Here is a 15,478-nt window from a genome sequence, read left to right as displayed (position 1 = left end):
GCTTGGTGCATGGCCGGTCTTTTGCACGGGAGAACGGGAAATGCAATGTGGGCGGGCCGATACCCGGTTCGGACCTCCCGCTTTGCCCGCGCTTTGACCCTATGTCAGCCTTGATCGGAATCGCCATCCCGGGTCAGGATCGGGCCATTCAAAGGGAGGGAGACCGATGAAAAAGCTTATTCTCACCGCCGTTCTGGGCCTTGGCTTCGCGGGCGCGGCTTCGGCCGATCCGGTCGAAGGCATCTGGAAAACGCAGGTCGATGACGGGTCCTATGCCCATGTCACCATTTCGCCCTGCGGCGCCAACCTGTGCGGCGTCATTTCGCGCACCTTCAATTCCGGCGGCGAATACAAATCCGGCAATATCGGCAAGCAACTGGTCTGGGACATGAGCCCCCAGGGCGGCGGCAGCTACAAGAAGGGCAAGATCTGGCAGCCCTCGACCGACAAGATCTACAGCTCGAAGATGTCGCTGAAGGGCGACGTTCTGAAAGTGTCGGGCTGCGTCGGGCCGATCTGCAAGAAACAGACCTGGAATCGGGTGAAATAAGTCCGTTTCGGCCGGTTTTCGCCGAAAAGTGATCGGTGTTTTTGGATTATGTTAAGAAAGTTCCTATCTTGGTCGGGTGATGTTGTCTGACCGAGGTAGGGTTATGTTTCGAGTCATTTCCATTTGCGCGGTCCTGACCGGGGCGGCGGTTCCGGCCCAAGCCGATCAAGTTCTGGGCACTTGGCTGACGCCGCCCGACAAGAAGGGTCAGGTCGCCCATATCGAGGCGCGCCCTTGCGGCGACGCGGTCTGCGGCGAAATCGTGCGCACCTATGACAAGGCGGGCAATCCCGTCACCACCCCGAACCTGGGCAAGCGGCTGTTTTGGGACATGAAGCAGGTGTCGCCCGGCGAATATGCCGGCATGGGCTGGGTGCCACTGCACGACGTCACCTTCCAGGGCAAGATGAAGGTGCAGGGCGACCGCATGGTGGTGCGCGGCTGCGTTGCCTTCGTCTGTCAATCGCAGACCTGGCAGCGGGTCAGGGTTTCCAGTTAAGGAAATTGGCGATCAGCCGCAGCCCGGTCTTCTGGCTTTTTTCCGGGTGGAACTGCATGCCCAGCATGTTGTCGCGCCCGACGATGGCGGTGATCGGGCCGCCGTATTCGACATGTGCCAACAGGTGCGCCGGATCGGCCACCTGCATGTGATAGGAATGCACGAAATAGGCGTGATTGCCGGTCTCGATCCCGTCGAAGACCGGGTGCGGACGGTCGATCACCAGGTCGTTCCAGCCCATATGCGGCACTTTCAGCGCCGGGTCTGACGGTTCGATCTTCACCACCTCGCCGCCGATCCAGTCGAAGCCGGGGGTTTCGGTATATTCCAGCCCGCGGGTGGCCATCATCTGCATGCCGATGCAGATGCCCAGGAACGGCTTGCCGCCCTTGATGACCGCCTCTTCCATCGCTTCGAACACGCCGCGATGGTCGAACAGCGCCTCACGGCAGGCCGGGAAGGCGCCGTCGCCAGGCAGCAGGATGCGGTCGGCTGTGCGGATCACCTCGGGGTCGGAGGTCACCACGACTCCGCCGGCGCCGGTTTCCGCCGCCATGCGCTGAAACGCCTTTTCCGCCGAATGCAGGTTGCCGCTTTCGTAATCCACAATCGCTGTCAGCATGGGCCGGGTTCCTTTGTCTTGTCCCCCTTCACCTGAAACGAAACGCGGGCGGGGTCAAGGGGCGCGGGCTGGTTCTGATTGTGCGCCCGTTCCGGGCGCGCCTGATATCTCAAGAAAATGCCTTCGGACATTTTCTTTCGGATCCGCCTCCGGCGGGAGTATTTGCACCAAGAAGAAACACGCGCGCTTTTTGCTTCTTCTTGGTCGAAATACCCCGGGGGTTTGGGGGCAGAGCCCCCATTCCGCTTCGCCTGAAAGGCGGAGCAAGACCTGTGCGCCCTGCAAGGGCGCCCCTTTTGATCCCGGATGTCTTAAAGAGCGCCCTTGGTCGAGGGGATCGCGTCGGCCTTGCGCGGGTCGGTTTCCACCGCCAGCCGCAGGGCGCGGGCGACCGCCTTGAACGCGGCCTCGGCCACGTGGTGGGCGTTGAAGCCGTGAATCTGATCCACATGCAGGGTAATGCCGCCATGGGTGCTGAGCGCCTGGAAGAATTCGCGCACCAGCTCGGTGTCGAATGTGCCGATCTTGGGCGCCTGGAAATCGACGTTCCAGATCAGATAGGGCCGCGCCGACAGGTCGAGCGCGCAGCGCACCTGCGCGTCGTCCATCGGCAGGTGGCATTCGCCGTAGCGCCGGATGCCCTTCTTGTCGCCCAAGGCCTGGGTCAGCGCCTGGCCCAGGGCGATGCCGGTATCTTCGACGGTGTGGTGGTCGTCGATGTGGTAATCGCCCTTGGCGCGGATCGTCATGTCGATCAGCGAATGGCGCGCCAGCTGGTCCAGCATGTGGTCGAAGAAGCCCACGCCGGTCTGGTTGTCATAGGCGCCGGTCCCGTCGAGATTGATCTCGACCGAGATTTCGGTTTCCGCCGTCTTGCGCGTGATCTGGGCCGTCCGCATGTCGTTCTCCGTGTGCTGTCGCGGGTTTATAGGCCGCGGCGGGGGCATTTCCAAGGCTGCAATGCGGCGCGGCGCGGGAATGCAAATGACCGTTGCAGCGCGGGCGCGGACGTGACAGCTTGGCGCAAAGACCAACGAGGCCGACATGACCACCTGTGTATTTGTCCAGATCCGCTGCAAACCCGGCACCACCTACGAGGTGGCCGAGGAAATCGCGCTGCGCGAAATCCATTCCGAGCTCTTTTCCACCAGCGGCGAATTCGACCTGCTGATGAAGCTCTACATCCCCGGGGGCGAGGATGTCGGCAAATACATCAACGAAAATGTCCGCAATATCGCGGGGATCGAACGCACGCTGACGACGCTGACCTTCAAGGCGTTCTGATCAGCCCTGTTCGGCGTCCTGCCGGTCCAGCGCGTCGAGCGTGTCGCGCAGCAGCGCCGGCAGCATTTCGCGCCGCACCGACACCACCGCGTTATCGCCCTTCTTGCCCGCGATCTCGATATCGATCAGCGCCTGGCGCATCTGTTCGGCCCCGAACAGCGCGGCGCTCGACGCGTGTTTGTGGCAACGCGCGGCGATTTCCATCATGTCATCGCACTCGCCTTGCAGCCACTCGACCAATTCGGTCAGTTCCTCGGTCAATTGCAGGCGCAGCGCGTCATAACCCTCTCCGAGGCTGTCGCGCAGGGCGGTATTGGTTTCGGGGTTGATCAGCTGCCGTCCCGGCGCGGCGGGCATGGGGGGCGCGTCGCGGCTGTCGGTTTCTTCGGGCCGGTCCTGGGTATAGGTCGCGATGATCCGTTCCAGGTCCTGCCGCATCAGCGGTTTGGGCAGCACGTCCTGCATCCCGTCCTGCATGAATTCGGATACGTTTTCGGGCAGCACATGGGCGGTCAGGGCGATGATCGGGGTGGTGCTTGAGGCGCCGTTGCCGCTGCGGATGCGCCTGGTGGCTTCGCGCCCGTCCAGCACCGGCATCGAGATATCCATCAGGATCAGGTCGAATTTCTTTTCCGCCGCACGGGCGACGCCGCTTTGACCGTCGGGCGCTTCGCTGATCCGGTGGCCGTCGCGCTGGAGCATGGCGCGCACGACGTTGCGGTTGATCTCGTTATCCTCGACTACCAGGATATCGAGCTTGCGCGTGGGCCGTTTTTCCGCCGCGTCCGCGATTTTGCCAGCCTTCGCCGCTGCGCGCGAAGGGGCCTGTTCGATCGGTGCGTCGGCGTCTTCCATCGGGATCTTGACCCAGAAGGTCGATCCCTCGCCCAGCCGGCTGTCGACGCCCAGTTCGCCGCCCAAGAGCGAGGTGATCCGCTTGACGATGCCAAGCCCCAGCCCGGTGCCGCCCGCCTCGCGGTTATAGGCGCTGTCGCTGGTCACGAAATCGTCGAAGATCGTCGCCAGGTCGGCCTCGGAAATACCCATGCCGGTATCGGCGACCTTGAATTCGATGATGTCGGTGCCCGGTTCGGCGATGACTTCGACGGTGATCTCGCCGTCCTTGGTGAACTTGATCGCGTTGCTGACCAGGTTGATCAGGATCTGCTGAATCCGGCCCGGGTCGGTCTTGACCCATTTGCGCCGGGGGCCCAGCCAGTAGCTGTGGATCGTGTTGCCGCGCTTGTCGGCGTGATCCTTGAGGTTGTTCAGCGCGGTATCGACGACCTCTTGCAGGTCGGTCGGGCGGTTGCGCAGGATCGGTTTGCCGGCCTCGTAGCGGGCGATGTCCAGCACGTCGTTGATATGGTCCATCAACAGCTTGCCCGAGGTGCTCATGTTGTCGACATAGCCCTGCTGATTGCCGCTCAGCGGCGTTTCCTGCAGCAGCGACAGGTTGCCCATCAACCCGTTCAGCGGGGTGCGGATTTCATGGCTCATCACCGCCAGGAACCGCGCCTTGGCCTTTTCGCCCGCCAGCGCCTGGTCGCGCGCTTCGATCAGGTCCTGTTCGGCCCGCACCCGGAAGGAAATGTCGCGGATGAAGGCGATGAAGAACCGGCGCCCGTGCAGATCGCTTTTCTGCAGCGCCAGTTCGATCGGGAAGACTTCGCCGTTGGACCGCTTGGCGTCCAGCCGGACCCGGCCCTTGCTGACGATGTGGAACGGGCCGCCGTCGTCGATGCGCTTCATCGCCCTGTCATGCGAGTCGATATACTGATCGGGAACGATCAGGTCGGACACGTTCCGGCCGATCGCTTCGGCGTGGGAATAGCCGAAGATTTCCACCGCCGCGTTGTTGAATTCCTCGATGATGCCCTTGGCATCGGTGACGATGACCGCGTCCAGCGCGGTCGAGATCACCGCCCGAGTTCTCTGCCCGGCCTCGTTCACCTGGCGGCGGCGTTCCTCGGAGCGGCGGGTGAGCGTGTTGAAATAGTAGGCCAGCAGCAGCAGCGTTCCCATCAGCAGGGTCGAGGTTGCCGTCAGCACCAGCAGGGTGGAGGAAATGTCCTTGCGCCGCACCTCGCGCGCCTCGGCGCGCTGGTTCAGCGCGGTGATGGAGAGTTGCTGCAGGTTGCGGGCAACGTCGACCGAGTTTTCTTCGATGCTGTTCAGCCCTGCGGTCAGTTGAGCGTCGCTGGCGTCGATCAGCGGCGTGGTTTGCGCCAGAAATTCGTGGACCGATGTCATCGCTTTCTCGAAGGATTCGATCTTGTGCAGTTCGTCGTAGGAAGAGCCTTCCTCGAAAACGTCGACCCGGCTGTAGAGTATGTTGAAGTGGTGCCGCACCGTTGCGAGGCTTTCGGCATCCCCGTCGGCCGCCTTGATCAGGCTGCTTTGAAATTTCAGGAATTCGTTTTCGGCCTGGCCAAGCGCCCATTGCACATTGTCGCCATTGGCGACGCGCAGATCGCGGACCTTGCTGATGACGCCGATGGACTGAAAAACGACCAGCAGGAAGCTGATCGCCGCAATCGCCATCAAGATTCGGGTGCTGCCCATGTATACCCGGCCCCCCACCGCGACCGTCTTGCCGCCCGAGGGGTATTCAGGCGATCCTTCAGGGGGCACATTATGCAGTGCGTGCGGGTCTGTCGAGCGTTCAATATGGGGAGGATAAAAAGATGAATCGGGCACTGTATACCATAACCAATGTTTGACTTTACGGCAGGCTGAGACGTGTTTGTTACCGTTCCCTTCTGATCACGCCATTCGGTCCCGCCTGCATCGGTGATCCGACAAGGATCCCGGTTTCACGCGGCTGAAAAAGACAAAGCCGGACAAGCCATTGCTTATTATCATAGTAAATTCGGCCGCCTGCGTCTGTCCTCTCAAAAGGATAACAAGTTAAATAAGGGAGGTGGAGCGCCTGCTCCTTCGGGTAGGCGGAAAGGCGCTGTCAGGGCGCCGCGGATCGCTGCAGCGACCGCATCAGGAAGCCGCGCAATTCCCGTGGCGCAATCGGCTTGTGCAGCAGGTGCAGCCCGGCGTCGCGGCAAAGCTGCGCCAGTTCGACCGAACGCGTTGCGGTGGCAAGGCAGGCGGGGACCGGCCCAAGATCGCGGATCAGTGCGGCGATCAGGTCGGTGCCCAGCACCCCGTTGTCGAGCTGGTAATCGGCGACGATGGCATCGGGGGCGACATCGATTTCCTCGATCAACGCGCGCGCACCGGCCTCATCGGCGCAGGCCAGCACGGTCACGTCCCAGCGTTCCATAGCGACGCTCAGCGCGTTGCGCAGCTCCGCATCGTTTTCCACCAGCAGCACGATCATGTTCTTCAGGCTGTCGCTCTGCGTGACCCGCGGCGGCCGCGCCGGGTTGGTGGTGTCGCGTTCGGTTGCGGCCAGCGGCAATTCGACCGAAAACATCGTGCCCATCCCGGGGGTGGAGCGGACCTGCAGCGGGTGCTGCAGCAGCGCGCAGGCGCGGTCGACGATGGCCAATCCCAGCCCCAGCCCTTCGCTGGCGCTGCCGGGGCTGTCGACGCGGTGGAATTCGTTGAAGATCAGGTCCTGCTGATCCTCGGGGATGCCGGGGCCGGTATCGTGCACCTCGATCCGCACCGCGTTTTTCAGGTGCCGCGCGCCGACCAGGATGCGGCCCGTCTGCGTATAGCGCACCGCGTTGGCCATCAGGTTCTGCAGGATGCGGCGCAGATAGGTCGCGTCGCTGGCCACCACCGCCGATGAGGCGACCACGCGCAAATCCAGCCCCTTCTGCTGCGCCAGCGGCGCCATTTCATCCTGCAGCTGGGCCATCATCCGCCTGAGCGGCACCTGGCCCACATGGACCGAGGCGCGGCCCGAATCCAGCTTCGAGATATCCAGCAGCGCGCCGAGGATATTCTCGACGCTGCTCAACGCGTTATTGGCGCGGCCCAGAACCGAGCGTACCTGATCGTCGGGGTGATCGGCCGCCACCGATCCGACATAGAGCTTGGCCGCAGACAGCGGTTGCAGCAGGTCGTGGCTGGCCGCCGCGACGAAGCGGGATTTCGACGCGTTGGCCCGTTCCGCCTCGGCCAGCGCGTCTTCGAGTTCCAGCGTGCGGTCGATCACCCGCTGTTCCAGCCTTTCGTTGGCGTCGTAAACGGCCTGCACCGCGGCGCGTTCGGCGCTGATATCGGTGAAGGAAAACACGAACCCCTTGTCGGGCATTTCCTGCGCCGACACGGTCAGGGTCTTGGAATTGCGGTGCAGGACTTCGAAGGATAGCGGGCGGCGGCGCTTTTCGCTTTCGACCCAGTCCTCGACCGCCTGCGCCGACATACCCGGCTCGAAGGCCAGTTCGTGGCGGAACCGTTCGAACAGCATGTTGAATCCGATGCCGATGCGGAATCGGCCCAGCGGGATCGACAAGAGCTCGCTGGCGCGTTCGTTCCAGCCGACCAGCCTTGCCTGTTGGTCGAAGATGCACACGCCCTGATCCAGATGTTCCAGCGTGGCACGGATCAGTTTCGCCTGATCGTCCAGCATCCGGTCGCGTTCGCGTCGTTCCAGCCGCATGATGTCGGTCACGTCGGTCTGCAGGATGACGGTGCCGCCATCGGGCGTGCGGTGTTCGCTGACCTGCACCCAGCGGTTCCAGATCATGCGGACGTTGAAGATGACGTGGCTGTCTTTGTGCCGCTCCATCCGCCGCGCGACCCAGTCACCGGGCGTTTCGTCCTGGCCCAGCGACAGGAAATTCGACTGGCTGACCAGCCGGATGTAATCGGCGAAGGCCAGCCCCGGCACCATCTGGTCGCGGATATCGGGCATGTGCATGCCGAAGCGGCTGTTGCACATGACCAGCCTTTCGTCCGAATTGAACAGCGCGAAACCTTCCTGCACCGTCTCGATCGCGTTGGTCAGGTTGGCGCGGGCGGCTTCGGTTTCCAGATTGGCTTGCGCCAGCTTGGCGTTCGAATCGTTGAGCAATTCCAGCGCTCGGCCCAGATCGCGGGTGCGTGCGCGGACCTCTTCCTCCAGAATGACGGCGCGCTGGAACTGGGCATAGGCCGCGCCTGACGCATCGCCACCCTGTTCGACACGGCGCATCAGCGCCTCGGCGATCCGGGTCAGTTTCTGGTTCTGCCGCTCGATGGAATCGCTGGGGTCGATCAGGGGGTGGGTCATGCGCTCAGCCCCTTTCGGGCGGATAGATCGCCACCCCGGTCAGCGTCTGGTTCACATGCATCGAATTCAGCTGCTCACCATAGGTGGAAAACCCCACGACGCGGTTGCGCGCCAGTATGTCGGACAGCTGGCCCTTGACCTGTTTCTGTTCCGCTTCGAGTTTGCGCAGCAGGCAATCGCAAGCGAGGATCGCATCGGGCGCGCCGTTTTCGGACAGGGCTTCGATTTCGCGTTCCAGGTGGCCCACCATGTCCATCGGTTCGGCCAGCGACAGCACCAACCCTTCGCCGATGGCCGAGAAGAACACCAGATCGCCGTTTTCCGCCACCCGCTGGATCGAGCGCACGTGATGCTGTTCGCCGATCCGAACCACCACCGGATGGGCGGCGAAAGTGAACGTGTCGAGCTGTTCGGGATCCTTGCCCAGCACCCGCGCATATTCGCGCGCCGCCGGTTCGGCGTTGATTTCATGCACGATGCGTCGGTCGGGATCGGCGCCGGTCACCACCATGCGCCGGTCGGTGGGGATCAGGTGGTCGCTCTTGAACACCCGGATCGGGCAAAGGGTGCGGATTTGTGCCACGATGGCGGCGTTGCGCAGCGCGCGGCCCTCGGCGATGACGAAGGTGGTTTCGAAGCTTTCGCCATCCCCGGCCGATCCGCCGAACAAGGGTACCGGCCCGAAGCCGAGCGCCAGATCGGCGGTCAGCTTGTCCTCGCAGCGCGACAGCCCGTCGATCATCAGGAAGTTGAATTCGTAATCCCAGTCCGGCACGTCGCGCAGCAGCGCGTTGCGGCCCTGGATCATCCGGTCGATCAGCGCCTGCGGGTCGTAGCCGTCCAAGTCCTCGACCAGCAGCATCCGGGCGCGGAACTGCGCGCGGGGAAAGCCGACGGCGACGATATTGCCCTCGGAATAGCCGTCGCAATTCAGCTCGCCCGCCGTGGTGCAGCCCAGCACCAGGCTGTCGCCGAACACCTGCGCCGAACGCGCCGCCACGTTTTCGATATCGGCCTGTGGCGACACGAACAGCAGAACAAGGTCGAAGGCCACGTCGCCAAGCGCCTCGGACAGCTGCGCGACGGGATCGTGGGCGGTGCAGGCAACGCTGGCGGTGCGCATGATTTCGGGTGCGCAGCGCACCGCATGCGACGGACCCGCGAACTGGTCCATCCTGGTTCCTCCCTTGTTTCCTCCGGCACCGATTGTTGCCGGTTAGCCGCCCTCTTGCAAGATCGCGCTGAAGCTCGTTTCCTTGGCGATCAGAACCGCCTGGGTGCGGCTTTGCACCCCCAGCTTGCGCATGATCGCGGTGACATGCGCCTTCACGGTGGTTTCGGCGATCGACAGGTCGAAGGCGATCTGCTTGTTCAGCTTGCCCTCGCAGATCAGCTGCAGGATGCGCGCCTGCTGGTTGGTCAGCGTGGCCAGCCGCGCGCTGGCGTCTTCGCGGCCAATATCGGCGTCATCGTCCAGCAGGTCGTAACCGTCGGGAATATAGACCGCGCCGCGCCGGATCGCACCGAAGGCGGCGGCGAAAACGTCGCGCTGGCTGTGCTTGGGCACGAAGCCCGCAGCCCCCGCCTTGATGGCCGAGCTGATGACGCGCGCGTCGCTCATCGAGGACACCACGATCACCGGCGCCCGCGTCGCGGTCTTCAGCCGGATCAGCCCGTCGAACCCGTTCACGTCGGGCAGGTTCAGGTCCAGCACGACGATATCGGGGCTGCCGTTCTTGGCAATCTCGTCCAGCGCCGCCTGCAGGTTCGCGGTGGCGCGGATATCGGCGGTGCCGGTCACCGCTTGCAGCGTCATCGCCAGCGCGTCGCAGAACAGCGGATGATCGTCGACGACCAGCGCCGATTTGAATTCGGCGGGCGGGCAGGGCGCGGCGCTGTCTGGCATGGCTTCCCCTTCTGGCGGAACGGAACTGCCTGCCAGACTAGCAATCCCACGGGTCACGGGAAAGTGGTCGAAAGTCGTATGCGAGGATGCTTGCGCAATCGCCGGTCTACGCCGATAGTCGAATAGCAAAGGCGCCTCGAATGCGCCTAGGATTTTAAAACAGCAGGAGGGCCAACAGATGCAAATGACTGATTCCCGCGAAATAGCTGCGGACCGGCAAACCGTCTGGGCCGCTTTGTTGTCGGCGGATGTGCTGAAGGAATGCGTTCCGGGCTGCCAGGAAATGACCGGATCGCCCGAGGACGGGTTCGAAGCCACCGTGACCCAGAAGGTCGGCCCGGTGAAGGCCACCTTTAAGGGCGCGGTCAGCCTGTCGGATATCGTCGAGGGCGAAAGCCTGACCCTGAGCGGCGAAGGCAAGGGCGGCGCGGCCGGTTTTGCCAAGGGCGGCGCCAAGGTCACGCTGGAAGACCTGCCCGAGGGCGGCACCAAGCTGAGCTACGAGGTCGACGCCAAGGTCGGCGGCAAGCTGGCGCAGCTGGGCAGCCGGATCATCGACGGGGTGGCGCGCAAGATGGCGGACCAGTTCTTCGAGCGGTTCCAGACCACCGTGGAAGGCCCGGCAGAGCCGGAAGAGGCCTCTGATGAGGCCCCGGAAGGCGAACAGAAAAAGGGCTGGGTGAAGAAGGTTTTCGGGGGATGACCCCAGTTTGTTTTAACGATGAATTAGCGACGTTTATCGGCTTAGGGAGGGCACGATGACAGAAGTGAAAATGACAGTGAACGGCCGCGAGGTTTCGGGCGATGTCGAGGGGCGCACGCTGCTTTCGACATTCCTGCGCGAAAACCTTGGCCTGACCGGGACCCATGTCGGCTGCGATACCTCGCAATGCGGGGCCTGCGTGGTGCATGTGAACGGCAAGGCGGTGAAATCCTGCACCATGTTCGCGCAGGAAGCGGCGGGCGCCGATGTGGCGACCATCGAGGGCCAGGCGGGCGCCGACGGGTCGCTGAATACGATCCAGCAGGCGTTCCAGGATTACCACGGGCTGCAATGCGGTTTCTGCACCCCGGGCATGGTGATGTCGGCGGCGGCGCTGCTGAAGGAAAACCCCAAGCCGACCGAGGCCGAGATCCGCAATTACCTCGAAGGCAATATCTGCCGCTGCACCGGCTATCACAACATCGTTCGCGCGATCATGGCCGCCAGCGGTCAGGACGTGCCGGCGGTGGCCGCGGAATGATCGCCGCCGCGCGGGTGTCGCGCGGGGGATAAAGTAATTTCAGAACGATGAGATGAAAGGGCCGGGGGAGGACCCGGACCCGATCACAGGGAGGATTTGAAATGCCGAAAGATCATGGCATCGGCGCCAGCCCGAAGCGGCGCGAAGACATACGGTTCCTGACCGGGGCCGGAAATTACACCGACGACATCAACATCCACGGACAGGCTTATGTCCATTTCCTGCGCTCGGACGTGGCGCACGGGACGATCAACAGCATCGACGCCTCGGCAGCCGAGGCGATGGAGGGCGTGCTGAAGGTCTTTACCGCCAAGGATTTCGAAGCGGTAGGCGGGCTGCCCTGCGGCTGGCAGGTGACCGACCGGTTCGGCGAAGCGATGCAGGAACCCAAGCACCCGATCCTGGCCGAGGGCAAGGTGCGCCACGTGGGCGATCCGATTGCCGCCGTGGTGGCCGAAACGCCGGAAATCGCGCGCGACGCGGCCGAGGCGATTGTCGTGGATATCGACGAACTGCCCGCGGTGGTCGACATGAAGGCGGCGCTGGCCGCGGGCGCGCCCAAGGTGCACGACGATCTGACCTCGAACCTCTGCTACGACTGGGGTTTCGTCGAGGAAAACAAGGACGCGGTGGATGAGGCGATCAAGAACGCCGCCCATGTCACCACGCTGGAGCTGACCAACAACCGTCTGGTCGCCAACCCGATGGAACCGCGCGTCGCAATCGGCGATTACAGCCGCGGCACGGACGAACACACGCTCTACACCACCTCGCAGAACCCGCATGTGATCCGCCTGCTGATGGGCGCCTTCGTGCTGGGCATTCCCGAACACAAGCTGCGGGTGGTGGCGCCCGATGTGGGCGGCGGCTTCGGCACCAAGATCTTCCATTACGCCGAAGAAGCCTTCGTCACCTTCGCCGCCAAGGTGGTGAACCGCCCGGTGAAATGGACCGCCAGCCGCTCTGAGGCGTTCATTTCCGACGCCCATGGCCGCGATCACGTGACCAAGATCGAACTGGCGCTGGATGCCGACAACAATTTCGTCGCGCTGCGCACCGACACCCATGCCAACATGGGCGCCTATCTGTCGACCTTCGCGCCCTCGGTTCCGACTTGGCTGCACGGGACGCTGATGGCGGGCAACTACACAACGCCGCTGATCTACGTGAACGTCAAGGCGGTGTTCACCAACACCGTGCCGGTGGATGCCTATCGCGGCGCCGGCCGGCCCGAAGCCACGTTCCAGCTGGAACGGGTGGTCGACAAGGCGGCGCGCGAGTTGGGCGTAGACCCGGCGGAACTGCGGCGGCAGAACTTCATCAAGCCCGAACAGTTCCCCTATGACACTCCGGTCGCGGTGAGCTACGACACCGGCAATTACCACGCCACGCTCGATACCGGGCTGAAGATGGTCGATTACGCCAACTTCGAAGCCCGCGCGGCGGAAAGCAAGGCGCGCGGCAAGCTGCGCGGCATCGGGCTTGCCCATTACATCGAGGCCTGCGGCATCGCGCCGTCGAACCTGGTGGGCCAGCTGGGCGCGCGCGCGGGGCTTTACGAAAGCGCCACGGTGCGGGTCAATGCCACCGGGTCGATTTCCGTGCTGACCGGGTCGCACAGCCACGGTCAGGGGCACGAAACCACCTTCCCGCAAGTGATCGCGGAAATGATCGGCATCGACGAATCCCAGGTCGATATCGTGCATGGCGACACCTCGAAAACGCCGATGGGCATGGGCACCTACGGATCGCGGTCCATCGCGGTCGGCGGTTCGGCCATGTTCAAGGCGGCGGAAAAGGTGATCAACAAGGCCAAGAAGATCGCCGCCCACCTGATGGAGGCCTCGGAGGCCGATATCGAACTGGCCGACGGTCAGTTCTCGGTGGCGGGCACCGACAAATCGGTGGCCTGGGGCGATGTCTGCCTGGCCGCCTACGTGCCGCACAACTACCCGCTGGAAGACCTGGAACCGGGGCTGGAGGAAACGGCGTTCTACGACCCGTCGAACTTCACCTACCCGTCGGGCGCCTATTTCTGCGAAGTGGAAGTGGACCCCGATACCGGCGCGATCGACATCCTGAGCTTCAACGCGGCGGACGATTTCGGCAACGTGATCAACCCGATGATCGTCGAAGGCCAGGTCCATGGCGGCGTGGCGCAGGGGATCGGACAGGCGATGCTGGAACACGCGGCTTATGACGAAAACGGCCAGTTGCTGAGCGGGTCCTTCATGGATTACGCGATGCCGCGCGCCGCGGACGTGCCCAGCTTCGGCGTCGATCATTCCTGCCAGACACCGTGCACCCACAATCCGCTCGGGGTGAAGGGATGCGGCGAGGCGGGCGCGATCGGATCGCCGCCGGCGCTGGTCAACGCGGTGATCGACGCGCTGCATCGGGGCGGCTATCCTGTCGAACATATCGACATGCCGCTCAGCCCGTCGCGCGTCTGGAACGCGATCCAGTCGGTGAAATGATATCAACCTCGGGGCGGGGCTTGGTCCCCGCACCCTCGCAGGAGGAACAAGGATGTATAATTTCGATTTCGAACAACCGGCCAGCGTGGAGGCCGCCGTTGCGGCGCTTCAGGCCGAAGATACCCTGCCGCTGAGCGGCGGTCAGACACTGATCCCGTCGATGAAACAGCGGCTGAACGCGCCGGCGAAACTGGTCAGCCTGACCGGGATCGACGCGCTCAAGGGCGTGTCGGTTGACGGCGGTACCCTGACCATCGGCGCGGCCACCACCCACGCCACCGTCGCGGCGGAGGCCACGGCCTATCCGGCGCTGGCGGCGCTGGCGGGCGGCATCGGCGATCCGGCGGTGCGCAATCGCGGCACCATCGGCGGGTCGCTGGCCAATAACGACCCCTCGGCCTGCTACCCCTCTGCGGTTCTGGGCACCGGGGCGACCGTGGTGACCAACGCGCGCGAAATCGCGGCGGACGATTTCTTCGACGGGGTGTTCACCACAGCGCTGGAGGAAGGCGAAATCATCACCGCGGTAAAATTCCCGATCCCGGAAAAGGCCAATTACCAGAAGTTCGAACAGCCCGCCTCGCGTTTCGCGCTCACGGGTGTCTTCGTGGCCAAGACCGCCGACGGCGTGCGCGTCGCGGTGACCGGCGCGTCGGAAGAGGGCGTGTTCCGCTGGACCGAGGCGGAAGAGGCGCTGTCGGCCAATTTCACCCCCGAGGCGGTGGACGGGCTGACCGCATCCGCAGACGGGCTGATCAGTGACCTGCACGGTACGCCGCAATACCGCGCCAGCCTGATCAAGACGCTGACCAAGCGGGCCGTCGCCGCGGCCTGATCCGCGCCATATTCCGAAAACAGGAAAGGCGCCCGTCGGGGCGCCTTTTCTTTTCGGTGATCTCTGTGCCGGGCCGGGCCGTCACTTGAAGTTGCGGCTGTCCTTGATCTGGTCCCAGGCCCACATGACTTCCTGCAGCTGTTCTTCCTGGCTGCGGTCGCCGCCGTTCATGTCGGGGTGCAGCACCTTGATCAGCTTCTTGTAGGCCTTGCGGATCGCCGCTTTGTCCCAATGTACCTCGGCTTCGAGGATATCGACCGCCCGTTGTTCGGTCGGCGGCAGGCGGCGACCCGCGCCACCCGACTTGCCCGGATTCTGCGTCGCGTTGCCACCCAGCACTTGATGCGGATCCTCGATCCCCAGCCGTGCCCAGGCGCGGGCCTCGGGGTCGTCCATCCGCTTGGTTTCGCGTTCCCAGACCTTGTCCTTGGAATGCTGCGCGTTCATCTCCGCTTCGGTCTTGCCGTCGAAGAAGCTCCATTTCTGGTTATATTCGCGCACGTGGTCCTTGCAGAACCAGCGGAATTCATCCAGCACGTCGGGCGCCTTGGGCGCGCGGTACTTGCCGGCCTCCTGACATCCTTCATGCTCGCAAAGGCGGGTCGAGGTCTCGGTCGCGCCAGACATGCCGCGCCGGCCGCGCGGATTTTTCTTCTTGGCGGACTTAACCGACATGTCGAACCCGAAGGGGTCTGATTTTTCCATTTGGATCACCTATTCGACTCGGACCGTGGAGTTTAGACCATCTGTCCCCAGATTGAAGGGGGCATGACTGAAAATGAGCAGAAAATCGCGGATCGCCGCGGGTTTGCGCTTTGCGTTTTCGTGTTGCGTTTTAACCGTGCCGGATGAAAGCGAAATTCATCGCAGCCGCGCCGA

The 15,478-nt window shown here is 63.5% G+C and carries 14 protein-coding genes; 7 read left to right on the top strand and 7 right to left on the bottom strand.

What is annotated here, in order from left to right; genetic code table 11:
* Nucleotides 1–166 precede the first annotated feature (166 nt).
* Nucleotides 167–550, top strand: a complete 384-nt coding sequence (locus tag GR167_RS04655; RefSeq protein WP_160972269.1) for a DUF2147 domain-containing protein — start codon at nt 167–169, stop codon at nt 548–550.
* A gap of 103 nt (nt 551–653) precedes the next feature.
* A complete protein-coding gene (locus GR167_RS04650; protein ID WP_160972268.1) occupies nt 654–1,049 on the top strand; it encodes a DUF2147 domain-containing protein in 396 nt (131 codons plus the stop codon).
* Here GR167_RS04650 and hisH read toward each other — a convergent pair.
* Complete coding sequence (gene hisH, locus GR167_RS04645; RefSeq protein ID WP_160972267.1) at nt 1,033–1,671, bottom strand: imidazole glycerol phosphate synthase subunit HisH; 639 nt, start codon at nt 1,669–1,671, stop codon at nt 1,033–1,035. The genes GR167_RS04650 and hisH overlap by 17 nt on opposite strands.
* Before the next feature lie 311 nt (nt 1,672–1,982).
* Nucleotides 1,983–2,570: an imidazoleglycerol-phosphate dehydratase HisB gene (hisB, locus tag GR167_RS04640; RefSeq protein ID WP_160972266.1), complete on the bottom strand. Its 588-nt coding sequence runs from the start codon at nt 2,568–2,570 to the stop codon at nt 1,983–1,985.
* 145 nt (nt 2,571–2,715) lie between these two features.
* On the opposite strand from hisB, the gene GR167_RS04635 reads away from it, so the two are divergent.
* Nucleotides 2,716–2,955: an Lrp/AsnC ligand binding domain-containing protein gene (locus tag GR167_RS04635; RefSeq protein ID WP_160972265.1), complete on the top strand. Its 240-nt coding sequence runs from the start codon at nt 2,716–2,718 to the stop codon at nt 2,953–2,955.
* On the opposite strand, the gene GR167_RS04630 is transcribed toward GR167_RS04635, so the two are convergent.
* From GR167_RS04630 to GR167_RS04615, 4 genes are all read right to left on the bottom strand, one after another.
* The gene (locus tag GR167_RS04630; RefSeq protein ID WP_160972264.1) at nt 2,956–5,589 is read right to left on the bottom strand and encodes a PAS domain-containing hybrid sensor histidine kinase/response regulator; all 2,634 of its coding nucleotides are present in this window, start codon (nt 5,587–5,589) and stop codon (nt 2,956–2,958) included. It abuts the gene before it with no gap.
* Between the two features lie 328 nt (nt 5,590–5,917).
* Nucleotides 5,918–8,137, bottom strand: coding sequence for a hybrid sensor histidine kinase/response regulator (locus tag GR167_RS04625; RefSeq protein ID WP_160972263.1), 2,220 nt, complete (start codon nt 8,135–8,137; stop codon nt 5,918–5,920).
* 4 nt (nt 8,138–8,141) lie between these two features.
* On the bottom strand, nt 8,142–9,311 hold the full coding sequence (locus tag GR167_RS04620; RefSeq protein ID WP_160972262.1) for an FIST N-terminal domain-containing protein: 1,170 nt from the start codon (nt 9,309–9,311) through the stop codon (nt 8,142–8,144).
* Nucleotides 9,312–9,353: 42 nt separating this feature from the next.
* Entirely contained in the window at nt 9,354–10,043 is a 690-nt protein-coding gene (locus tag GR167_RS04615; protein WP_160972261.1) for a response regulator transcription factor, read from the bottom strand.
* A gap of 178 nt (nt 10,044–10,221) precedes the next feature.
* Here GR167_RS04615 and GR167_RS04610 point away from each other — a divergent pair, with 178 nt between their 5' ends.
* The 4 genes from GR167_RS04610 (at nt 10,222) to GR167_RS04595 (ending at nt 14,599) form a co-directional block, all read left to right on the top strand.
* Nucleotides 10,222–10,746 (top strand): SRPBCC family protein, encoded by a 525-nt coding sequence (locus tag GR167_RS04610; RefSeq protein ID WP_160972260.1) that lies wholly within the window; start codon nt 10,222–10,224, stop codon nt 10,744–10,746.
* A 55-nt stretch (nt 10,747–10,801) separates the two neighbouring features.
* Entirely contained in the window at nt 10,802–11,287 is a 486-nt protein-coding gene (locus GR167_RS04605; RefSeq protein ID WP_160972259.1) for a (2Fe-2S)-binding protein, read from the top strand.
* A 101-nt stretch (nt 11,288–11,388) separates the two neighbouring features.
* Nucleotides 11,389–13,764, top strand: coding sequence for a xanthine dehydrogenase family protein molybdopterin-binding subunit (locus tag GR167_RS04600; protein WP_160972258.1), 2,376 nt, complete (start codon nt 11,389–11,391; stop codon nt 13,762–13,764).
* 52 nt (nt 13,765–13,816) lie between these two features.
* Entirely contained in the window at nt 13,817–14,599 is a 783-nt protein-coding gene (locus GR167_RS04595; RefSeq protein WP_160972257.1) for an FAD binding domain-containing protein, read from the top strand.
* Between the two features lie 81 nt (nt 14,600–14,680).
* On the opposite strand, the gene GR167_RS04590 is transcribed toward GR167_RS04595, so the two are convergent.
* On the bottom strand, nt 14,681–15,304 hold the full coding sequence (locus GR167_RS04590; protein ID WP_160972256.1) for a J domain-containing protein: 624 nt from the start codon (nt 15,302–15,304) through the stop codon (nt 14,681–14,683).
* Between the last annotated feature and the right edge of the window lie 174 nt (nt 15,305–15,478).

The sequence above is a fragment of the Thalassovita mangrovi genome, from assembly GCF_009857745.1.
In the GTDB taxonomy this organism is placed as follows: Bacteria; Pseudomonadota; Alphaproteobacteria; order Rhodobacterales; family Rhodobacteraceae; genus Thalassobius; species Thalassobius mangrovi.
This window is presented reverse-complemented; position numbering and strand designations above follow the sequence as displayed.

What these genes read in the sequence shown, in the direction of transcription:
- GR167_RS04655 (WP_160972269.1), top strand. Translation starts at nt 167, where the DNA reads ATGAAAAAGCTTATTCTCACCGCCGTTCTGGGCCTTGGCTTCGCGGGC.
- GR167_RS04650 (WP_160972268.1), top strand. Translation starts at nt 654, where the DNA reads ATGTTTCGAGTCATTTCCATTTGCGCGGTCCTGACCGGGGCGGCGGTT.
- hisH (WP_160972267.1), bottom strand. Translation starts at nt 1,671, where the DNA reads ATGCTGACAGCGATTGTGGATTACGAAAGCGGCAACCTGCATTCGGCG.
- hisB (WP_160972266.1), bottom strand. Translation starts at nt 2,570, where the DNA reads ATGCGGACGGCCCAGATCACGCGCAAGACGGCGGAAACCGAAATCTCG.
- GR167_RS04635 (WP_160972265.1), top strand. Translation starts at nt 2,716, where the DNA reads ATGACCACCTGTGTATTTGTCCAGATCCGCTGCAAACCCGGCACCACC.
- GR167_RS04625 (WP_160972263.1), bottom strand. Translation starts at nt 8,137, where the DNA reads ATGACCCACCCCCTGATCGACCCCAGCGATTCCATCGAGCGGCAGAAC.
- GR167_RS04620 (WP_160972262.1), bottom strand. Translation starts at nt 9,311, where the DNA reads ATGGACCAGTTCGCGGGTCCGTCGCATGCGGTGCGCTGCGCACCCGAA.
- GR167_RS04615 (WP_160972261.1), bottom strand. Translation starts at nt 10,043, where the DNA reads ATGCCAGACAGCGCCGCGCCCTGCCCGCCCGCCGAATTCAAATCGGCG.
- GR167_RS04610 (WP_160972260.1), top strand. Translation starts at nt 10,222, where the DNA reads ATGCAAATGACTGATTCCCGCGAAATAGCTGCGGACCGGCAAACCGTC.
- GR167_RS04605 (WP_160972259.1), top strand. Translation starts at nt 10,802, where the DNA reads ATGACAGAAGTGAAAATGACAGTGAACGGCCGCGAGGTTTCGGGCGAT.
- GR167_RS04600 (WP_160972258.1), top strand. Translation starts at nt 11,389, where the DNA reads ATGCCGAAAGATCATGGCATCGGCGCCAGCCCGAAGCGGCGCGAAGAC.
- GR167_RS04595 (WP_160972257.1), top strand. Translation starts at nt 13,817, where the DNA reads ATGTATAATTTCGATTTCGAACAACCGGCCAGCGTGGAGGCCGCCGTT.
- GR167_RS04590 (WP_160972256.1), bottom strand. Translation starts at nt 15,304, where the DNA reads ATGGAAAAATCAGACCCCTTCGGGTTCGACATGTCGGTTAAGTCCGCC.